General features: G+C 63.8%; 20 protein-coding genes. 12 read left to right on the top strand and 8 right to left on the bottom strand.

Annotation, left to right across the window (positions count from 1 at the left end; all coding sequences use genetic code 11):
* Positions 1-50 precede the first annotated feature (50 nt).
* The 3 genes from tsaB to tsaD are packed head-to-tail and all read left to right on the top strand — an operon-like array spanning position 51 to position 2,292.
* Positions 51-719: a tRNA (adenosine(37)-N6)-threonylcarbamoyltransferase complex dimerization subunit type 1 TsaB gene (tsaB, locus tag KG104_RS14160; RefSeq protein ID WP_104101566.1), complete on the top strand. Its 669-nt coding sequence runs from the start codon at positions 51-53 to the stop codon at positions 717-719.
* A 38-nt stretch (positions 720-757) separates the two neighbouring features.
* On the top strand, positions 758-1,228 hold the full coding sequence (gene rimI, locus KG104_RS14155) for a ribosomal protein S18-alanine N-acetyltransferase (RefSeq protein ID WP_104160697.1): 471 nt from the start codon (positions 758-760) through the stop codon (positions 1,226-1,228).
* Complete coding sequence (gene tsaD, locus KG104_RS14150) at positions 1,225-2,292, top strand: tRNA (adenosine(37)-N6)-threonylcarbamoyltransferase complex transferase subunit TsaD (RefSeq protein WP_104160447.1); 1,068 nt, start codon at positions 1,225-1,227, stop codon at positions 2,290-2,292. The genes rimI and tsaD overlap by 4 nt, the downstream gene beginning before the upstream one ends.
* A 64-nt stretch (positions 2,293-2,356) precedes the next feature.
* Here tsaD and KG104_RS14145 read toward each other — a convergent pair whose 3' ends face one another.
* Both KG104_RS14145 and KG104_RS14140 read right to left on the bottom strand, forming a co-directional pair.
* A complete protein-coding gene (locus KG104_RS14145) occupies positions 2,357-3,673 on the bottom strand; it encodes an HNH endonuclease (protein ID WP_207347911.1) in 1,317 nt (438 codons plus the stop codon).
* A gap of 264 nt (positions 3,674-3,937) precedes the next feature.
* Positions 3,938-5,086, bottom strand: a complete 1,149-nt coding sequence (locus KG104_RS14140; protein ID WP_104052696.1) for a glutamate--cysteine ligase — start codon at positions 5,084-5,086, stop codon at positions 3,938-3,940.
* Positions 5,087-5,248: 162 nt separating this feature from the next.
* On the opposite strand from KG104_RS14140, the gene KG104_RS14135 reads away from it, so the two are divergent.
* Positions 5,249-6,061 (top strand): shikimate 5-dehydrogenase, encoded by an 813-nt coding sequence (locus KG104_RS14135; RefSeq protein ID WP_207347912.1) that lies wholly within the window; start codon positions 5,249-5,251, stop codon positions 6,059-6,061.
* Positions 6,062-6,071: 10 nt separating this feature from the next.
* Here the strand turns inward: KG104_RS14135 and KG104_RS14130 are convergent, their stop codons facing one another.
* On the bottom strand, positions 6,072-7,295 hold the full coding sequence (locus KG104_RS14130) for a class I SAM-dependent methyltransferase (protein WP_207347913.1): 1,224 nt from the start codon (positions 7,293-7,295) through the stop codon (positions 6,072-6,074).
* Positions 7,296-7,349: 54 nt separating this feature from the next.
* Between KG104_RS14130 and KG104_RS14125 the strand changes: the two genes are divergently transcribed.
* A complete protein-coding gene (locus KG104_RS14125) occupies positions 7,350-8,513 on the top strand; it encodes a MalY/PatB family protein (RefSeq protein WP_207347914.1) in 1,164 nt (387 codons plus the stop codon).
* An 18-nt stretch (positions 8,514-8,531) separates the two neighbouring features.
* On the opposite strand, the gene KG104_RS14120 is transcribed toward KG104_RS14125, so the two are convergent.
* Positions 8,532-8,831, bottom strand: coding sequence for a hypothetical protein (locus KG104_RS14120; protein WP_104052692.1), 300 nt, complete (start codon positions 8,829-8,831; stop codon positions 8,532-8,534).
* 239 nt (positions 8,832-9,070) lie between these two features.
* On the opposite strand from KG104_RS14120, the gene KG104_RS14115 reads away from it, so the two are divergent.
* From KG104_RS14115 to KG104_RS14100, 4 genes are read left to right on the top strand one after another with little or no spacing between them, the layout of a single operon-like run.
* Positions 9,071-9,442 carry a hypothetical protein gene (locus tag KG104_RS14115; protein ID WP_207347915.1) on the top strand — a complete coding sequence of 124 codons (372 nt, stop codon included), beginning with the start codon at positions 9,071-9,073 and terminating at the stop codon, positions 9,440-9,442.
* Positions 9,442-10,743 (top strand): hypothetical protein, encoded by a 1,302-nt coding sequence (locus tag KG104_RS14110; protein WP_207347916.1) that lies wholly within the window; start codon positions 9,442-9,444, stop codon positions 10,741-10,743. The genes KG104_RS14115 and KG104_RS14110 overlap by 1 nt, the downstream gene beginning before the upstream one ends.
* A gap of 47 nt (positions 10,744-10,790) precedes the next feature.
* Positions 10,791-11,183: a hypothetical protein gene (locus tag KG104_RS14105; protein ID WP_104052689.1), complete on the top strand. Its 393-nt coding sequence runs from the start codon at positions 10,791-10,793 to the stop codon at positions 11,181-11,183.
* Positions 11,180-12,562 carry a hypothetical protein gene (locus tag KG104_RS14100; RefSeq protein WP_104052688.1) on the top strand — a complete coding sequence of 461 codons (1,383 nt, stop codon included), beginning with the start codon at positions 11,180-11,182 and terminating at the stop codon, positions 12,560-12,562. The genes KG104_RS14105 and KG104_RS14100 overlap by 4 nt, the downstream gene beginning before the upstream one ends.
* Here the strand turns inward: KG104_RS14100 and KG104_RS14095 are convergent.
* From KG104_RS14095 to KG104_RS14080, 4 genes are all read right to left on the bottom strand, one after another.
* Complete coding sequence (locus KG104_RS14095; RefSeq protein ID WP_104052687.1) at positions 12,559-13,317, bottom strand: iron ABC transporter ATP-binding protein; 759 nt, start codon at positions 13,315-13,317, stop codon at positions 12,559-12,561. The genes KG104_RS14100 and KG104_RS14095 overlap by 4 nt on opposite strands.
* Positions 13,314-14,330, bottom strand: coding sequence for an iron chelate uptake ABC transporter family permease subunit (locus KG104_RS14090; RefSeq protein WP_207347917.1), 1,017 nt, complete (start codon positions 14,328-14,330; stop codon positions 13,314-13,316). The genes KG104_RS14095 and KG104_RS14090 overlap by 4 nt, the downstream gene beginning before the upstream one ends.
* Positions 14,323-15,360, bottom strand: coding sequence for an ABC transporter permease (locus tag KG104_RS14085; RefSeq protein ID WP_104052686.1), 1,038 nt, complete (start codon positions 15,358-15,360; stop codon positions 14,323-14,325). Before KG104_RS14085 ends, KG104_RS14090 begins: the two co-directional genes overlap by 8 nt.
* An 86-nt stretch (positions 15,361-15,446) precedes the next feature.
* Positions 15,447-16,406: a siderophore ABC transporter substrate-binding protein gene (locus KG104_RS14080; RefSeq protein ID WP_104052685.1), complete on the bottom strand. Its 960-nt coding sequence runs from the start codon at positions 16,404-16,406 to the stop codon at positions 15,447-15,449.
* Positions 16,407-16,776: 370 nt separating this feature from the next.
* On the opposite strand from KG104_RS14080, the gene groES reads away from it, so the two are divergent.
* The 3 genes from groES to guaB all read left to right on the top strand — a co-directional run bounded on the left by groES (position 16,777) and on the right by guaB (position 20,485).
* Positions 16,777-17,073, top strand: coding sequence for a co-chaperone GroES (gene groES, locus KG104_RS14075; RefSeq protein ID WP_104052684.1), 297 nt, complete (start codon positions 16,777-16,779; stop codon positions 17,071-17,073).
* Between the two features lie 80 nt (positions 17,074-17,153).
* Positions 17,154-18,764, top strand: a complete 1,611-nt coding sequence (gene groL, locus KG104_RS14070; RefSeq protein WP_104052683.1) for a chaperonin GroEL — start codon at positions 17,154-17,156, stop codon at positions 18,762-18,764.
* A 200-nt stretch (positions 18,765-18,964) separates the two neighbouring features.
* On the top strand, positions 18,965-20,485 hold the full coding sequence (gene guaB, locus KG104_RS14065; protein WP_104052682.1) for an IMP dehydrogenase: 1,521 nt from the start codon (positions 18,965-18,967) through the stop codon (positions 20,483-20,485).
* Positions 20,486-20,511: the final 26 nt, after the last annotated feature.

Raw genomic sequence — 20,511 nt, 5'->3', positions numbered from 1 at the left:
CCGGTCCGGGACGCAAAATGCGGAGCAAAAGGGGACGTAAAATAGGCACCGTGCTTATTCTCTCTATTGACACCTCCGCTATTGCCAGTGCGGCACTGCTGACCGGGGAAGGGGAGACCCTGGCCGCGTTCGCCACGCAGGACACCCGTTCCCACGCCGAAGTGCTGGCACCGGGTATCCGGAACCTGATGGAAACAGCGGGCGTCACCGCCGCTGACATCGACGCCGTAGTGGTGGGAGTTGGTCCCGGACCGTTTACGGGGCTCCGCTCCGGCATTGCCACAGCGCGTACCCTCGGCTTCGCGTGGCAGAAACCCGTGCATGGAGTGATGAGCCTGGACGCGATTGCGGCTGACGCAGCCCTGGACGCCTGGCGGCTGGGCATTGACGAATTTGTCGTGGCCACCGATGCCCGGCGCAAGGAAGTCTACTGGGCGCATTACCGCAGCACCGGAGGGACACCCGAACTCCTGGCCGGGCCGTTCGTGAGCGATCCAGCAGAGGTGCCGGACCTGCCGGCCTACGGTGCCGGGGCCGGGTTGTACCCTGAGGTCCTGCGCGGTGTCGCTGACTTTGCCGGCACCCAGCCCACCGCGGAAGCCCTCGGCCGCACCGCCGTCGTGCGGCTGGTCCGCGGCCTTCCACTGCTGGACAGCACTCCGCTGTACCTGCGCGAATCCGATGCCAAGGTGCCAGGCCCGCGGAAGCGCGCGCTGTGACCGGCCATACCGCTGCCGTGCCCGCGAAGATCCGGACCATGACCGTTGACGATATCGCCGCCGTGGACGCACTCGAGCGGGCCCTGTTCCCGGTGGATGCGTGGCCGCTGCAAATGTTCTACGACGAGCTGAACCAAGCAGATACCCGTTCCTATTACGTCGCCGTGGACAGCCGCGGCACGGTGATTGGGTACGCCGGACTCATGTGCGTGCTGCCCATAGCCGATGTGCAGACCATCGCCGTCGCGCCCGAGGCTGAAGGCGCCGGCATCGGCTCTGCACTCCTGACCACGCTCATCGAAGAGGCCAAAGCCCGCGGAGCTGACGACGTGCTGCTGGAAGTGCGGGCGGACAACCCCCGGGCCCAGCGGCTCTACCGCTGGTTCGGATTCGAGCAAATCCACATCCGTCCGCGCTACTACCGTGACGGCGCCGACGCACTCATCATGCGGCTGGACCTTTCCACGTGGAACGGGTCCCCGCACGCAACAACGAAGGACCCGAAATGAACCGCACCGACCCCCTGGTGCTTGGCATCGAATCATCCTGTGACGAAACCGGAGTCGGGATTGTCCGCGGCGACCAGCTGCTGACCAACACCGTTTCCTCGTCGATGGATGAGCACGTCCGTTTTGGCGGCGTGATTCCGGAGATCGCCTCCCGTGCACATCTGGACGCCTTCGTGCCCACGCTGCAGCAGGCCCTGGACGAGGCCGGAGTAACCCTGGCCGAAGTGGATGCGATCGCCGTGACCTCCGGGCCGGGACTGGCCGGAGCACTGATGGTGGGTGTCTGCGCTGCCAAGGCGCTCGCCGTTGCCACAGGTAAGCCGCTGTACGCGATAAATCACCTGGTGGCCCATGTGGGCGTGGGCGTGCTCGACGGCGGAACCCTGCCGGACAATCTCGGCGCCCTGCTGGTATCCGGGGGCCACACGGAGATCCTGCGCGTGAAGTCGCTGACCGGTGATGTGCAGCTGCTCGGTTCCACCATCGATGACGCTGCCGGCGAAGCCTATGACAAGGTTGCCCGCATCCTTGGGCTCGGTTATCCGGGCGGACCGGCCATCGACAAGCTGGCCCGGCAGGGAAATCCCAAGGCCATCCGTTTTCCCCGCGGACTGACTCAGCCCAAGTACATGGGTTCTGCAGAAGAGCCCGGCCCGCACCGCTATGACTGGTCCTTCTCGGGACTGAAGACTGCAGTTGCCCGCTGCGTTGAAGCATATGAAGCTGCGGGTGAAGAACTTCCCGTGGCCGACATTGCTGCTTCCTTCCAGGAAGCCGTGGTGGATGTCATCACCGCCAAGGCGGTCCTTGCCTGCACGGAACACGGCATCACAAATCTCCTGCTGGGCGGGGGAGTGGCGGCCAACTCCCGGCTCCGCGAGCTGACGAGGCAGCGCTGCGAGGCCAAGGGCATTTCCCTGCGCGTGCCGCCCATTTCCCTGTGCACGGACAACGGTGCAATGGTTGCTGCCCTGGGGGCGCAAGTGGTGATGGCGGGGGCCGAGCCCTCGGGTATCACTTTCGCGCCGGATCCATCCATGCCGGTCACGAGCGTCCATCTCTAATCAGCTCGCCTAACCGGCTTCCGTAGCCAGCTTGTTAGCCCACGCCAACCAATGACAGCCGAGGTTAGCAGAATCCCAACCGGACAGGTTTTCTTAGTCGGACAGGTTTGCTTACCAGGGATATGGGCAGGGACAGGGGCTCGGACACGGAACGTCCGGGCCAGCGTACGGTTCCAGGCGGGGGCGGCGCGGTAGATCGGTAGACGTGGCCGGTGGGTGTGCGCGTTTCGACCGTATGCGGTTGGATCGGGGGCTCGGTGACAACTGTGGCCTTCCAGCCGGGTGCTTCTTTGGCCTGGTTACAGGCCTCGCACAGTCCCTGCAGGTTGTCCGCTGTGGTGGGTCCGGCTTCGTGGAAGGGGCGGATGTGGTCGAAGTTCCGGATCGGCGCTCCGCACCACGGCATCCGGCAGACCTGATCGCGGACCGCAATGAACCGTGCCAGCCCGGACGGTACCAGCCGTGCCCGGGAATCCATTCCCACGAGCTGCCCGGTGGACGGTTCCCTGTAAAGCCGCCGCAGCCAGGTGCGAACGGTCTTGTCGGGTTGGATGTCCGGGCCAGGCGTGCATTGGGTGTCCGATCCGCCCCGGACGAGGTTCCGGCCAGTCTGTGCCGGGATCATGCCGTGACCGGGCAGCACGGCCGGTTCCGCGGATCCGGCGAGCAGGGCCCGGTCCGTCATGATCAGCTGCACCTCGATCCGCACGTCTTCGGCCCGGGCTTGTCCGGTGGTGCGTTCCACGAAGGTGTCGGCCATGATCTGGCCCTTGGTCCGGGGATCTCCGGCAGCGCGCTGCCGGTCCGCTTCCCGGGTCAGCGCCGCGTAAACGCCCACTCCCTGGGCCACGGGCAGCAGGGCGGTCACGTAGGTCATGGTGTCCGGTGCCGGACGGCAGGACACGAACCGTTCCGCGGTGGCTTTGGCGGTCCGGTTCACCACGGAGTGCGGGTCCAGGGAGTAGGCGAGGGTTTTGATCCGGGCGATGAGCTGCCGGTCGCCGAGCTGTTCCAGGGCGGAGAGGTTGCCGGCGACGAGTTCGTCCACGCGCTGCCGGTCCTCCCGGGTTAGGCACGCGGTTTCACGGACCAGGAGGGTGGCCCGCCATTCGCTGATGACCCCGGTGGTGAGGGCGTGCAGGGTGTGGGGCATTTCCCGGGTCAGGATCCGGGCCAGACCGAGCAGCCGGTTTCCGCGGTGCGGGGATTCCCGGCGGGCGAATCCGATCTGCGCGCCGACTCCCTTGCCGAGGTCTTCGGCCCGGGCGCCGGCTGCGGCCTGGGTTTGGCGGGTGATGGCGTCGAACAAGGCTGTTGCCCGGGCTTGGGCGGCTGACGCGGCTGCCTTGAGTTCTTCCAGTGCCCGGATCTGGTCAATCAATGCTGCCAAGGCTGCCGGTGCCGCCGGCACAGAGCTCTCGGGATCCGGGCCCGGCACGGAAGGGTCCGGATCAGGGTTCCTGCTGATCCGGACGGTCTCCTGTGGTTCGCGGCCCGACAGTTCCTCGTACGTGTGTTCTATTTTAGTGGGTTATCTCACACCCGACACCGAGGATGATTACGGGTAAATTACTCGAATCTGGCCACGCCGGGCTTTACTTTACTGGTGGCATGCCCGGGTGAGCGTCCATGGTTCTGCCTGAGGTCAGGCTTCGCCGCGCAGCTGTCGGATTCCGTCTTGCACCACCGCGCGCAAATCGCCGTCGTTCTCTGCAGCAATGCGGCGCTGCCGCTGGTAGCCGGCACCGCGTTCAATGATCGATGCCACGTCCGCCAGCTCGGCAGAACAGCCAAGCTTCTCCGCAACAGGAGCCAGGCGGGGGAGGACATCCTCCAGCAAATGGTCCGTCACCAGCTTCTCGTTGCCGGCAGCATCAAGGATGATGATGGCGTCGAGGCCATACCGGGCCGCACGCCATTTGTTTTCCTGAACGTGCCACGGAGGCATGGTCGGGATGCTGCCGCCGTTGTCCAGGATGGTGGAGAACTCGTCCACCAAACACTGGGTCAGGGCTGCCACGGCGCCAACATCCTGCAGGGTGGCCATTCCGTCGCAGACCCGCATTTCAATGGTGCCCAGGCCCGGCACAGGTCGGATGTCCCAACGGATCTCGCTGATCGAGTCGATCACTCCGGTGGTGAACATGTCCTGAACGTAGGACTCATACTCGGCCCAGGAGCCGAATTGGAAGGGAAGGCCGGCTGTGGGCAGCTGCTGGAACATCAGGGCACGCTGGGAGGCGTAACCGGTGTCCTCGCCGGACCAGTAAGGCGAGGAAGCGGACAGCGCCTGGAAGTGCGGGAAGTAGTTGACCAGGCCGTCAAGCACCGGAAGCACCTTGTCCCGGCTGTCCAGACCCACGTGGACATGAACCCCGTAGATGAGCATCTGCTGGCCCCACCACTGCGTGCGGTCAATCAGTTTCGCGTAGCGTTCCTTGTCGGTGACCGGCTGCGAGCGCGGGGCACTGAACGGATGGGAACCGGAGCAGAACAGCTCCACGCCCATGGGATCGGTCACCCGGCGCAGTGCCTCGAGGGAACGGGTCAGGTCAGCTTTGGCGTCAGCAACGGTGTTGCACACACCGGTCACCAGCTCTACGGTGTTTTCGAGCAGTTCCTGCTTGATGTGCGGGTGCTCGTCACCTTCACTGATCCCGGGATGCGCGGCGCTGACGCCGCGCAGAACCTCGTCGGCAACGGACACCAGTTCCCCGGTGTTCCGGTCGACAAGTGCCAGCTCCCATTCAACGCCAAGGGTTGATTGTGCCGACTGGGCGAAACCGATTTCCAAACTGTCTCCTGCTGTATATGTAGCTGTTGGAGGAACTCGGTTTCCGCAGCGTTGCGGTAGAGAACCCGGATCCAATCCTAGCCGCGGGAGAGGGGTATTCCGTTCACTCACTCCTAATCCCGGACCTGCCGCACCGCCGGGATACCCCGACATAATGGGAGGATGCCCATCCTGAACAAAGACATGACCCTGTGCATCTCCCTCGCTGCCCGGCCGTCAAACATTGGTACGCGCTTCCACAATTACCTGTATGACCTGCTCGACCTGAACTATGTCTACAAGGCGTTTGCCCCTGCGGACCTGGCCCAGGCCATCATGGGCGTGCGCGGCCTGCCGATCCGGGGGTGTGCGGTGTCCATGCCGTACAAGGAGGACGTCATAGCACTCGTGGACCGCTTGGATCCGTCCGCCGAAGCCATCCATTCAGTGAATACGATAGTGAACGACGACGGCGTCCTCACCGCCTACAACACCGACTACCTGGCCATCTCCCGGCTTCTGCGGGACCACCACGTGCCGGCGTCCTGGTCTGTGTTGCTCCGGGGATCGGGAGGCATGGCCAAAGCCGTTGCCGCAGCGCTGCGGGATGCCGGTTTCACGGACGTGACAATCGTGGCCCGCAACGAGGCTGCCGGGCGGGCACTCGCCGATCTTTACGACTTCAACTGGCAGCCCGTTCAGGGTGAAAACACCGCAGACCTGCTCCTCAACGTCACGCCGCTGGGAATGACCGGCGAGCATGAAACCGTTCAGGCATTCACTGACCCGGCCATCGCTGCGGCACGCACAGTGTTCGACGTCGTCGCACTCCCGGCCGAAACGCCGCTCATCACTGCAGCCCGAGCCGCAGGAAAGCCCGTAATTACAGGTGCGGAAGTCATTGCCATCCAAGCAGAGGAACAGTTCGTGCTGTACACCGGGGTGCGGCCCACTCCGGAGCAGGTGCGGGAGGCCAGCGAATTCTCCCGCGCGTAGGCTGCGGAACCTACGCGGCGGGCAGCGCCACCGGTTCCACCACGATGGCCACCCGGTCCTCGCCCAGGCGCGTCAGCACCAGGGTTGCTTTGTTGGGCCCCTTGCCGGAACCGGTGAGCAGCTGCTTGCGCAGTTCCTCTGGCGTCACGGACATGCCGCGCTTCTTGATGTCCAGCACACCGATTCCGTTGGCCTTCACCCAGGCCTTGAGGGCCTTGACGTTGTACGGGCGGACCTCGAGCACCCTGTAGGCGCGGGCAAACGGAGTCTGCAGCAGCTCGGGTGCACCAATGTAGGCAATGTGCGGATCCAGCAGGTGCCCGCCCAGGGAACGCGCGACGTCGGCGACGAGGCCCGCGCGGATCACCGCACCGTCGGGCTCGTACAGGTAGGCATCCACCGGACCAATGCCCACGTCCTGGGCACCGGCGTCGTAATCCACCGGCGAGGTGAGCTCGGCGGCACCCTCCGGGCCAATCACCAACGCTGCGCGGCGGACGCCGTCGCGGCGCAGGGCGTTGAACCATAGGGTCGCCTCGGTAACGTCACCGTCCACTGAGACCCACTGCACTTCACAGTTTGCCGGCAGGCCATCGTGCGGAATGCCCGGACCCATCTTCACGCCCACCGGCAGGCCGCGGTCGGCCAGGGACTCCACGAAGGACAGCGGCGGGGAGAAAGCTTCCGGATCAAAGATGCGGGTGGTCCCGGAGGTGGACGTGGTCCGGCGGGCCGGATCCAGCCACACGCCGTCGAACCCGTCCAGATCGAACTCCTCGGCAGCGCCCTGAACCACCTTTGCGTTGGGCCAGGGCATGAGATTGATGGTGGCGGCGGCAGCAGTGATCTCATCAAGTTCGACGGCGGTGACCTGCCGGTCCAGGGTGGCCAGGGCCAGGGAATCGGCGCCGATCCCGCAGCCCAGGTCGGCAACTTTGTCCAGGCCGGCCTGGACGTAGCGCTGGGCATGCAGGGCGGCCACGTTTAGCCGGGTGGCCTGTTCCAGCCCGGGCGCGGTGAACAGCATGTGCTCGGCGAACGGCCCGAACTTGGTCCGTGCTTTCATCCGCAGCTTGGCCTGGGTCAGGACGGCGGCAACCACGTCGGGGGAGTGCCCGGCCTTACGCAGGTCAGTGTTGAGCTTGAAGGATTCGGACTCCAGATACGGGCCAAGGGAGTTCAGCAGTTCCCAGCCTTCGGACGTCAGGACATGGGCAAGCGAAGTATCCGGCATGACTACCAGCCTAGTTCTTCTGCGGCCGGGCACGTTAGCTGTAGGTTGGGCGGCATGAGGAAGATCGAGGCCGAGCCGCTGTCCGTACTGCGTACACGCACCAGCTATAAGTGGCAGACCTACCCGGCAGATGTCCTGCCGCTGTTTGTGGCAGAGATGGACTATCCGCTGGCTGAACCGGTGCAGCAGGCGATTATCGGCCGGGTGCTGGCCTCGGATACCGGCTATGTCGCCGGACCGGAACCGGTGGCCGATGCATTCGCCGGATACGCGCGGCGGACCTGGGACTGGCAGGTGGATCCCGGGGATGTCCGGACCACCACTGATGTCAGCGTGGCCATTGTCGAGTGCCTGCGCCAGACCGTCCCGGTGGACGGTTCGGTGGTGATCACGCCGCCGGTGTATCCGCCCTTCTTTGAGCTGCCGCTGGAGGCCGACGCTTCAGTGGTGGAGGTTCCCCTTCTACTCACCGGCACAGGATGGCAACTGGACCTTCCGGCACTGGAACGAGCGTTCGCCAGGGGCGCTGATGCCCTGCTGCTGTGCAACCCGCACAATCCGCTGGGGCTGGTGCACTCTGCCGAAACCCTGGGGGCGCTCGCCGATTTGTCAGCGAAATACGGAGTCGCGGTCATCAGCGATGAAATCCATGCCCCGCTGGCCTATGACCCGCGTTCCTTTACGCCTTACCTCTCAGTCTCCGACGCGGCACGGGAATATGGCATCTGCGTCAGCGCAGCCAGCAAAGCGTGGAACATTGCCGGAACCAAATGTGCGGTCATGGTGGCCTCGAGCGAGCGCACGCGGCTGCAGCTGGATTCGATGCCCGAGGAGGTCTCGGCCCGGACCTCCATCCTGGGCCTGCATGCCTCCGTGGCAGCTTATGACGACGGCGGACCGTGGCTGACGGCGGTGCTGAACTCCCTTGCGGAGAACCGGGAACTGCTGGCCGAGCTCCTGTCTGCGTATCTGCCCGAGATTGTCTACCGTCCTCCCTTGGCCGGCTATCTCGCGTGGCTGGATTTCAGGGGCGTGGGCTGGGGTGGGGATCCGGCGGCAGTGGCCCTGGAACAGGGACGTGTTGCACTGGAATCAGGCCTCAAATTTGGTCGGCAGGGCACGGGGTTTGTCCGGCTGAACTTTGCCTGCTCCCCGGAGGTACTGACGGAGGCCGTGACGCGGCTGGCTGCAGTGCGGGCGGCGCCGTCGGACCTATAGCGCCTGAACCTCAGAGTCTCAGGCGGCAGGGGCCAGGATGCTCAGCTGCTGCGGAGCCAGTAGTTCCTGCTTATGCCCGGTCAGCAGGGGCAGCGCACCGGTTTCGGAACTGAGGCGAAGGTCGTTGAGAGCAGCAGGAGTAATTGTCGCCAGATGCAGGTCAAGCACTACGTTGAGGCCAGGCAAGGTGGCGTTGGCCCGCCGCGCCAGCACATACAGCACCCTGCTGTTCTGCTCGGTGACACGGCCCCTGACCACCAAACGCACCTTCCGGAGATCTATGTCGAATTGGGCGACGACGCGCAGCTTGGGCTCCATGGAAACCTTCCTCGGTGTGCCTGACCAGTTGGCCGAACACTCAACGTAGGAGAGGCCTGCGGCGCGCCGCAATGCGAACAGGAAATACTGCCGCCGCCTGAGCCCAATTAGCTCGCGGGACACTCCTGATTGGCTTGCAGCCGAAGGATAAGGGGAGGTTATCCACACCGGGTGATGCATCCGTGGACCGGGTTCGGGGAACCCCCTAGGTTGAGGGCAGGACGGAACGGACTAGGGGAGTGGGAACCATGCTGCTGGGCAATTACAGCGTAAATGCCGAGGGTTGCGAGCGTATTCTCGCGCAGGTCGAGGACGACGAGGCCAGGGCAGCTTCGTCGTCCACGCTGCGGACCAGGGTCACGGATGCGCAGTGGGCGTGTTCCAGCGGCTCGGGCGTAGTGGTGCGGGCTTTGGAAGAGCTTTGGTCCAATACGCTGCTGCTCCAGGCAGATGCGGCCGAGACGAGGATCGGCAATGCGGTTGCCGGGGTCCGTCAAGCAGTGAACATCATCTCCGAGGCGGACCGGGCGATGGCCGATGCAGCCGGGGCGAGTTTGGCACAGCTGCAATCGGGGATCTGCCGGGCACCTTCGCTGACCGGGACCCGCTGATGTCCGTTGACACCTCCGGACTTTTCGATTGGCCTTCTCCGGATGCCGTCGAGGGTGCCGCACCGGGGATCGGCGCCGGCGGCCGGGCCTATCTCAGGAGCGTGGAGCGGGCTGCGGCCACGTGGGTGCAGCTGAATGCGCACTATCGCGGTGACGGCGCCGAGGAAATCCAGGACGCCTTCGGGGCAGTTCTGCCCCACGCAGGCCTGCTGGCGCAAAGTGCGGAGCAGGCCACCGGCGTGCTGGCCGAATTTGCGGAGGGAATCCGGGCGCTTGTGGCTCAGCGGGATGCGTTGATGGTGCAAATTGATGCAGCCAACTGCGCCCTGCTCGAGTCCGCGGACCAACCGGATCAGAATACGGCATCCACGCTGCCGTCAACGGAGCTTCTGCTGCGCGCAGCAGCGGATTCCGCCGCCGTCCTGGCCCGGAACTACACCTTGTTGGAGGAAGCGACGGCGGGCAAGCTGACTGCCATCGTCCTGGGGGACCATAACCTCACTAACCTCATCACGGACCGGACAGGCACGGTGGCTACGGGGGCCGCGGGTAAACTCGCCGGCTTGCCCTCGTCACGGCGGACTGTCGTGAAAATTTCAACCCCTTCCCCCGTCTACGTCCGCTATGAAACCGAGGCTGAACGAGTGCGGTACATGGCACGCGGACGATGGGTGACCGACGGCCGCTGGGCGCTGGTGTCCGCCAACATGTTGGAACTCAGGCCCAAAGTCAGCACGGTGCTTCATAAGCACTCGCGCGGCTACAGGAATCGGGTGGAGGCCAACAGAGCGAAGTGGGCGCCGGACATGGGCGGGTTGCACGAGCTGACTAAGACCGCTGCTGCTTTCAGAGTGGGCGGCGGAATGCTGTCAGTGGCAACGGCAGGATTTACGATCGCCGATGAGCGGCAGGATGCCTATAACGAACTCCTGCAGGCCCATCCGGACATGGACCCTGACGAGCTGAACGAGCGGGCGGACTCGGTGGGAGCGGTGAAGGGCAGTGCCAAGGCCGGAATCGATCTTGCGGCGGCCGGGACCGGCGCCCTCATCGGGAGCGCAATAGGGGGACCGGCGGGGACAGTGGCAGGTGCCGCGATCGGCATCGGTATTTCGGTTGTCACCTCCCTCGAATTCGGTTTCCTGGACAACCGCACCATCAAGGATGCAGCCGCGGACACTGCCTTGGACCTGGTGGACGGTTTCATGGAATCAAACCTGATGAAGTCTGACGCGGGCAAGGCGGCACGGGGAGCAGCGGATGCGGTTGCCGACTGCTGGAACAAGCTCTTTGGCCGATAGTCCGGGCTTCACACCAATGCAGTGCTCAGCTAGGCAAGGGATGAGACATGGAAACTGAAACGAACGACTGGGCACTCTTCGCCGTTATGTTCCCCTTCGGGCTGCTGCTCTTCGTCGGCGGATTGCTGGTCTACAAACAAAAGATGGTGCCCCCGGCGCTGGATGACCGGTTCCCTGGAAAGCACTCGCTCGCCTGCACCTTCCTGGGCATGTGGCTCATGCTTCTGCCGGCTTCGAACTTCCGGGAAATAACCTCCAGCGACATCATTTTTGTTCCCTATGCCCTGCTGACGTTCGCCTGCCAGGGCATAGGGATGCTTGGCTGGCTCTGGATGCCCAAGTTTATGCAACCGGCGTGGTTGAAGGAGGCTGACCGGCTCAAGGCCCGCGGCAAGGTTCGGCGCATCAGGCAGTACGTCAAGGGGAAGGACAAACGATGACGGCGGCTGCCCAGGGATTCAGCTACGAGCGCCTGCACGCTTTCAACCTGCCGCGTCCGGATGGCTGGGAGCGGGTCGAGACGGAAGCCGGGGTCCTGGCAGTAGCTCATCCGCCGGTGACGGATGGAGACTTCCGGCCCAACATGGTGTTGCGCGGGGGACCGGCAGACGGGATTTCCATTGCCCGGTTCGCGACGGCGGCACTGGCCTCAACGCTCGAGGAGTTCCAGGACGTTCGGATTCTCTCCAACGATCTCTGGAGTCCGGAGGCGTTGGGCACGGAGGGCAGCGGCCGCAGGCAGCGGTTTGTCCACCGGGCAGGCCGGCATCCGGTCTGCGTGGACCGCTGGATCTGGATGGATGACGGGTTCGTCATGGAGGCAACCGCTAGCTACACCATTGAGCAGCACACCGGAATGAAACTCCTGTTTGAACAGATGGTCCGGGATATCCGGATCAACACCGCCGTCCGGGATATGCCCGGTAGCCAGGCCGTCCGGGAGGGCCGGCGTGACATCGATCGGATAGCCCCGCAGGAGCCCCGGCTGGATGATTATGCCTCCCGGTGCGCGGGTGCCGAGTTGGAGGATTTGGGCAGCATCGCTGCAGCACAACCCTATCGGGAAGGCGGAAGGCTGCTGCCGATTCCGGCCCTGGAACTGCTCGATACGCTTTTGGTGAGGGACCGGTTGGGGCGGTTTCAACGGAAGGATCCGTCTGTGGCGACGCTCCAAGCCGCAGGTCTGCTTACGGCTGCAGCAAAGCTGACTCCGGCAGGGGAACAGTTCCTCCTGCCCGTCCGGAAGCTGGATGCTTCCTTTCAAGTGGAAGCATCCAACGCAGCGGGAGGCTCAGTGCTGCAGGCCTGGATTGGCGGCGGACTTGGGAAGATCACTGCCGGGCCGTCGCTGTTCCCGGCTGCGTCGGCGGCCTTTGAACCCGATGATGTAGCCGCCAGCATTATGCAGGCCAACATGGTGCCTAAGCGGATTGCAGACTGGGCAGGTCTTTCTCCGGGCTGGAGTATCCCGCACGAGCCGGTGGTGCTGGGCATGGACCACTATGAGGCCCGGCTCAAGTCGGCGCGGACCCCGGCACCGAAGACCCTGGATCAAGCTGCGGGGCAGATGTGGCAGCAACCGTGGGCCGAATGGCAGATCCTGAACGAACAAACCGGCGGGTGGTTCGGCTGGGTGAACGCCGGGGCGGCCGGGCAATACCGGCTTTCACCCGGTGATGGATATCAGGAGCAGGGCCGCACCGTGCGTCTCGAACCCATGTCCTCGGCCGTCGTCTGGGACATGCTGGTGCGGTTCATCCACGCCGCTGTGGAAGGGATTCCGCTCCGGTTGCCCGAGGTGCCGGGCTTCAACGGCTAGGCGAAGTACACGCCTATCCGGTTGCCCTCGATCTCTTCGATCCGGATATCGATTTCGTAGATATCCTTCAGGACCTCGGGCCGCATGATCATGGACGGCGGCCCCTGGTGCAGGAGCCTGCCGTTGGCCATGGCAATAATGTCGTCGGAATAGCAGGAAGCGAAATTGATGTCGTGGATGACCAGTACCACCGTCTTGCCGAGCTCGTCGGTGAGCCGGCGCAGCAGCCGCATCATTTCCACGGAGTGCTTCATGTCCAGGTTGTTCAACGGCTCATCCAACAGCAGGTAGTCGGTGTCCTGGGCCAGCACCATGGCAATAAATGCACGCTGCCGTTGACCGCCGGAGAGCTCGTCAACAAACCTGTCCGCCAGATCCGACAGGTCCAGGAAAGCCAGGGACTGCTCTATCTTCTCCCGGCACACCGACGTCGGACGCCCGCCGTTGTGCGGGTACCGTCCGAAGCCGACCAGATCGCGAACGGTCAGCCGCACGGTGAGATGGTTGTCCTGCCGCAGGATGGCCATCTTCCTGGCCAGGTCCTTACCCGGTGTTTTCACGACGTCGAGGCCGTCCACAGTCACCGTTCCCGCGTCAGCGGGCAGCAGGCGGCTGATCATAGAGAGCAGCGTGGACTTGCCGGCACCGTTGGGGCCAATGATCGAGGTAACTCCGCCTTCTTTGATATGGCAGCTCACCTCATCAACAACGGTGGTGCCGGCATATTTTTTGGTGACGCCGTTGACGGAGATCATTTGATGGAGCCTTTCAGGAGCAGGATCAAAAAGACGATCCCGCCGACAAATTCAATGACAATGCTCAGGGCTGTATCGAACGCAAACACGCGCTCCAGGACCAGTTGGCCGCCCACCAGGGCAATGATGCCCAGCAGCACTGCGATGGGGACAACAGCGGCGTGCTTGAAATGCGAACAAAGCTGGTAAGCCAGGGAAGCCACCAGCAGACCGAAGAAGGTAACCGGCCCCACCAGAGCGGTGGACACCGCAACGAGCACCGAGCAGATCACCAGCACCAGCGTCACCGTGCGTTTGTGGTTGATGCCCAGGTTGATCGAGGTTTCCCGGCCCAGCGACAGCACATCGAGTGAGTGCCGCAGGCGCCAGGCCGGAACTGTAACGATGGCTGCAGCGATCAGCGAGTAGCCAAGCAGCTTGGCGTCGACGTTGTTGAAGGACGCAAAAAACAGGTCCTGCAGGATGATGAACTCGCTGGGCTCGATCAGCCGCTGCAGCAGCGAGGACACACCCCGGAACAGCGTGCCCAGCACAATGCCCACCAACAGCATCAGATGGAGGGACTTGCCGCCGCCGGTAAAAAGCCACCGGTACAGCAGGAACGAGAACCCCACCATCAGGGCAACTTCCATGCCGTAACGCAGCGGATCGGACATGGCGAGGACAAGGCCGCCGCCGAGGGTGAACACCAGGATGGTTTGGATCAAGACGTACAGGGCGTCGAAGCCCATGATCGAGGGCGTCAGGATCCGATTGGCGGTGACAGTTTGGAACAATACGGTGGAGACGCCGACGGCGTAGGCCACCAGGATCATCGAGCCCACCTTAACGGCGCGGCGCGGAAGGACATAGCCGATGTTTCCGCGCAGATCGATGGTCATGAAGACCACGACCAGAGCGGCTGCCGCCAAGGACAGCAGGATGATCCAGAACCGGGGGGAGAGGTTGCGCACCGGACGGCGGCGCTGCACGGTAAGTGCGGAGGGAAGGGCGCTGACTGGACTGCTAGGCACGGGCGGAGCGCTTTCTCAGGAGCAGGTAAAGGAACAGGGCGCTGCCAATGGCGGAGACGATGACCCCCACCGGAATTTCATACGGGTAGCGGATGGTCCGGCCGATGATGTCGCACGCCAGGACGAAGCCGGCCCCGAAAATGGCGACCCACGGTATGGCCCGGCGGACGTTGTCCCCGATCATCAGCGAGACCAGGTTGGGAACGATCAGGCCCAGGAACGGCACCGAGCCGACGCTGACAACCACGACGGCGCTGATCAGGGACACGATGATGAGGCCCAGCGTCATCACCCGGTTGTAGTTCAGGCCCAGGTTGGTGGTGAACTCCTGGCCCATGCCTGCGACGGTGAAGCGGTCAGCTGCCAAATAACCGATCAGGGTCAGGGCGCCTACAATCCAGAGCAGTTCGTAGCGCCCGCGCAGTACGCCGGAGAAATCTCCGACCATCCAGGAATTCAGGGTCTGCAGCAGGTCGAACCGGTAGGCGAAGAACGTGGTCACAGCCGCAATAACGCCGCCAAGCATGATTCCCACGAGGGGAACGATCAGCGTGTTGCGCAGCGGAATCCGGCGCAGGACCAGAAGGAAGAGGGCGGTCCCGGCCACGGCGAAGACGGTTGCGGTGGACATTTTAAGGAACAGCGAGGCCCCCGGCAGGAACACCGTGACCACCAGGATGCCCAGGGAAGCGGACTCCACTGTGCCCACCGTGGACGGCTCCACGAACTTGTTGCGGGCCATCAGCTGCATGATGAGACCGGCGACGCTCAGCGCCATCCCGGCAAGAATGATGCTCAGGGTCCGGGGAACCCGGCTGATCCAAAAGATGTCCCACGCGTGTTCATCGCCGGAGAGCAGGCCGGGAAGCGAAACGTCGCTCACGCCGACAAACATGCTGACAACGGCAAGCACCAGGACAGCTGTTCCTCCCAGCAGAAGCTTGGCTCCGGGGCCGAGGAACCGGCGCCGGCCGGAAACAGCAGTGGCCCCGGCGGCTGCCGGGGCGGTGGGGATTAGCGCAGTGGTCATGGTGCGTTCCGTCTCCCCCGCCGGCCGGCCCTGCTCCCGGAGGGGAGGAAGGCCGGCCGGCAAGGATTGGCAGGTGGGCTGGACGGTTAGGAGATGCCGTCCTGAACAGCGCTGACCATGGAGTCAACATTGTTCAGGCCGTAACCCACGAGATACCAGCTGGAGGAATCGAGCATGGTGATGCGGTCATTCTTGGCGGCCTTGGTGCCCATCACGAGTTCGTTGTCCAGTACAGCGGAGGCAACTTCACCCGCATTGCCCACAGCGACGTCGCGGTCGATGACAAACAGGTTGTCCGGGTTGATCTCGGCAACGTATTCGAAGGACACGGATTCACCGTGCTGTGCTTCGGACTTGATGTCGGCAGCGGTGGCAACCCCAAGGACGTCATGGATCAGGCCGAAGCGTGAACCTTCACCGTAAGCGGTCATTTCGCCGCCGCTGGTCATGATGATGAGGCCGTTGCCGGCGTCGGCGGCGGTTGCCTTGGTGTCTTCCACCTTGGTCTCGAGTGCAGCGAGCTTCTCTTCAACTTCGGCTTCCTTGCCGAAGATGTCACCGATGATCTCGGTGTTGGAGATGAAGGAATTCCACGGATCCGCAGCGTCGGTGCTGAGGTTGATCGTGGGCGCGATCTTGGAGAATTCTTCGTAGGAGTCAGCGGTGCGGCCGGACATGATGATCAGATCGGGGGCGCCGGCGCTGATGGCCTCGAAGTCGGGCTCCTTCATGCTGCCGATCTTGGTGTAGTCATCGGAGCCGTACTTGGAGAGGCTTTCGGGGAAGTTTGCGGCGGGAACGCCGTCAACCTCGATACCCAGGGCATCCAGGGTGTCCAATGCGCCGAGGTCGAACGTGTAGACAGTCTCCGGGTTCACGGGAACTTCGGTGGTGCCCTGGGTGTGTTCAACGGTAACCATGGTGGGCTCGGACGCATCGGCGGTGGCGTCCGCGTTGGCCGAACTGTCTGATCCGCAGGCGCTCAGGGCCAGGAGGGAGGCGAGGGCGGTCCCGGCGACAAGGCGGGACTTGAGGGTTTTCTTCACGTCAGGGGCTCCAGCTGTTCGGGTCTATCGTCCGGCCCGGCGGGGGAGGCCCGCCAATAGGACACAGATGTTTGCGTATTTAGGACATATAAATGTTTGCTAATTTTGCGCGCCTTTGAAAACTACAGGGTTAGGTGAGGCTAAGCAACTTTTATGTCCCGGTGAGCGGGCTTTGGTTACGGGGCATCATGACGCGGCAAAGTAAATTGGCACTCACCTTGACCGAGTGCCAGCCCTTGCATAAAGTCGGAGCTAGCACTCTCCCTGTGAGGGTGCTAATTCCTGAGGGAAGCGCCAACCGGCACCGCGACGACGGCCAGCGCCCACCGACGGTCCCTATCCGTTAGTAACTACGCAAAGGAGAGCCCGAGTGTCGGTCTCTATTAAGCCCCTTGAGGATCGCATTGTTGTCCGCCCCCTCGAAGCCGAGCAGACCACTGCTTCCGGCCTCGTCATTCCGGACACTGCAAAGGAAAAGCCCCAGGAGGGCGAAGTTGTTGCAGTAGGCCCCGGCCGCGTTGACGACAACGGCAACCGCGTTCCCGTGGATGTTTCCGAAGGTGACGTTGTCATCTACTCCAAGTACGGCGGAACCGAAGTCAAGCACGGCGGCTCCGAATACCTGGTGCTGTCCGCCCGCGACGTACTGGCCATCGTCGTTAAGTAGTTGAAAAAGGAAGACCCCGGCCAATCTGGCCGGGGTTTTCTGATGCAGGTGCAGATGTAGCTGTCGGAAAGGACACACACATGGCAAAGCAATTGGAGTTCAACGACTCCGCCCGCCGCTCGCTGGAGGCCGGCGTCGACAAGCTGGCCAACGCCGTCAAGGTGACCCTCGGCCCGCGCGGCCGCAACGTAGTGCTCGCCAAGACCTGGGGCGCTCCCACCATCACGAACGACGGCGTGACCATCGCCCGTGAAGTCGAGCTGGATGATCCGTATGAGAACCTCGGTGCCCAGCTGGCCAAGGAAGTAGCCACCAAGACCAACGATGTCGCCGGTGACGGTACCACCACCGCCACGGTGCTGGCTCAGGCCCTGGTCAAGGAAGGCCTGCGCAACGTTGCTGCAGGCGCCGCTCCGGGCCAGCTGAAGCGCGGCATGGAGACGGCCGTGGAAGCGGTAGCTGCACGGCTGCTGGAAAACGCCAAGGAAGTTGAGGGCAACCAGGTTGCCCACGTAGCTGCCATCTCCGCCCAGAGCATGGAGATTGGCGAACTGCTGGCCAAGGCCTTTGACACCGTCGGCAAGGACGGCGTCATTACGATCGAGGAATCCTCCTCGACGCAGACCGAACTGGTCATCACCGAAGGCATGCAGTTCGACAAGGGCTACCTGTCCCCGTACTTCGTCACTGATCCGGAGCGCCAGGAAGCCGTCCTCGAAGACGCGCTGATCCTGATCAACTCCGGCAAGATCTCCTCGGTTGCCGAGTTCCTGCCCCTGCTTGAAAAGGCGCTGCAGACCTCCAAGCCGCTGTTCATCATTGCCGAGGACATTGAAGGCGAAGCCCTGTCCACCCTGGTGGTCAACAAGATCCGCGGCACCCTGAACGTGGTTGCCGTCAAGGCACCCGGATTCGGTGACCGCCGCAAGGCCATGATGCAGGACATCGCCACCCTCACGGGTGCGCAGGTTGTCTCCCCGGATCTGGGCCTGAAGCTGGACCAGGTTGGCCTTGAGGTGCTGGGCTCCGCCCGCCGCATCACGGTTACCAAGGACAGCACCACGATTGTCGACGGAACCGGCTCCGAAGCCGACGTCGCTGACCGCGTGGCTCAGATCCGTGCCGAGATCGAGCGCACGGACTCCGACTGGGACCGCGAGAAGCTGCAGGAACGCCTGGCCAAGCTCTCCGGCGGCATTGGCGTCATCAAGGTTGGCGCAGCCACCGAGGTGGAGCTCAAGGAAAAGAAGCACCGCATCGAAGACGCCGTGTCCTCGACGCGTGCGGCCCTGGAAGAGGGCATCGTGGCCGGCGGCGGTTCCGCACTGGTCCACGCTGCCAAGGCCCTGGACACCGACGCGGAGGTGCTGAAGCTGGAAGGCGACGCCGCCACCGCCGTCGGTCTGGTGCGCCGCGCCCTGGCACAGCCGCTGCGCTGGATCGCCGAGAACGCGGGCGCCGAGGGCATGGTTGTTGTCGCCAAGGTCACTGACCTTGAGGTCAACAACGGCTTCAACGCCGCGACGGGCGAATACGAGAACCTGATCGAGGCCGGCATCATTGACCCGGTCAAGGTCACCCGTTCGGCGCTGCGCAACGCCGCATCCATCGCCGCCCTGGTCCTCACCACCGAGGCACTTGTGGTGGAGAAGCCTGCCGATGACGAAGAAGATCACGGCCACCAGCACTAGGTGACACAGAGGCCCCGGCGCTGCAGCAGTATTTTGCTGCGGCACCGGGGCCTTTTGCATGCCCGGCTGTGAGTGATGCCACCAGTAAGGATTTGGAATAGGGACCGGCGGTCTTTCGTTTTAGGATGTAAGGAAGCCAGCCGGTCCTTTTTCCGGCGTTTTCCCCATCCCTCCGGTCCTTCCGCGAAAGAGGCGCAGTTTTGAGCCAGCAGTCCACAGAGCATGACCCGTTCGGCTTCATCGGCCTGACGTACGACGACGTCCTGCTGCTGCCCGGCCCCACGGACGTCATTCCGTCCGAGGCGGACACCTCCTCCCGCCTGTCCAAGCGGATCACCGTCCAGACACCGCTGCTTTCGGCCGCGATGGACACGGTGACCGAATCCCGCATGGCCATCGCCATGGCACGCCAGGGCGGACTCGGTGTCATCCACCGCAACCTGTCCATCGCAGACCAGGCCGAGCACGTGGACCGCGTCAAGCGCAGCGAATCAGGCATGATCACCAACCCGGTGACCATCTCCCCGGACGCCACCCTGCAGGAACTGGATGACCTGTGCGCCCACTTCCGTGTCTCCGGCCTGCCCGTTGTGGATGCGGACGACAAGCTGCTGGGCATCGTGACCAACCGCGACACCCGTTTCATCCCGCGTGCCGACTACCCCGCCCGCAAGGTTCATGAAGTCATGACCCGCATGCCGCTGATCACCGGCCGCGTGGGTATCAGCGCCGAAGAAACCGTGGAACTGCTGGGCAAGCACCGCATCGAGAAGCTGCCGCTGGTCGACGACGACGGCCGCCTGCAGGGCCTGATCACGGTCAAGGACTTCGACAAGGCCGAGCAGTACCCGCTGGCCACCAAGGACGAGGAAGGCCGGCTGCGTGTCGGCGCCGCGATCGGTTTCTTCGGTGACGGCTATGAGCGTGCCATGACACTCGTTGACGCCGGCGTGGATATCCTCGTCGTGGACACCGCCAACGGCCACAGTGCAGGCGTGCTGGACATGATTGCCCGCCTGAAGAAGGACCCGGCGGTGGCGCACGTGGACATCATTGGCGGCCAGGCAGCCACCCGCGAAGGTGCCCAGGCCCTGATCGACGCCGGCGCCGACGCCATCAAGGTGGGCGTGGGTCCCGGATCCATCTGCACCACCCGCGTGGTGGCCGGAGTGGGCGTTCCTCAGATCACCGCCATCTACGAAGCTGCCAAAGCCGCCATCCCGGCGGGCGTGCCGGTGATCGCCGACGGCGGCCTCCAGTACTCCGGCGATATCGGCAAGGCCATCGTTGCCGGCGCAGACACCGTCATGCTGGGCGGCCTGCTGGCCGGTTCCGCCGAAAGCCCGGGGGACCTGGTCTTCGTCAACGGCAAGCAGTTCAAGTCCTACCGCGGCATGGGTTCGCTCGGTGCCATGCAGAGCCGCGGCAAGAACACGTCCTACTCCAAGGACCGCTATTTCCAGGCCGATGTCCCCAGCGACGAAAAGCTGATCCCCGAGGGCATTGAAGGCCAGGTTCCCTACCGGGGTCCGTTGTCCGCCGTCGCTCACCAGCTGGTGGGCGGCCTGCGCCAGACCATGTTCTATACCGGTGCGCGCACCATCGAAGAGCTGAAGCAGAAGGGCAAGTTTGTCCGGATCACCCCGGCCGGCCTCAAGGAATCCCACCCGCACGACATCATGATGACGGCGGAGGCGCCGAACTACGGCACCCGCCGCTAATTTCGGCACCGACGGCAGCAGCCGCA

Origin of the sequence: Arthrobacter sunyaminii, from assembly GCF_018866305.1 — a bacterium.
In the GTDB taxonomy this organism is placed as follows: Bacteria; Actinomycetota; Actinomycetes; order Actinomycetales; family Micrococcaceae; genus Arthrobacter_B; species Arthrobacter_B sunyaminii.
The sequence above is the reverse complement of the archived record's forward strand: the minus strand, read 5'-3'. Positions and strand labels throughout refer to the sequence as shown.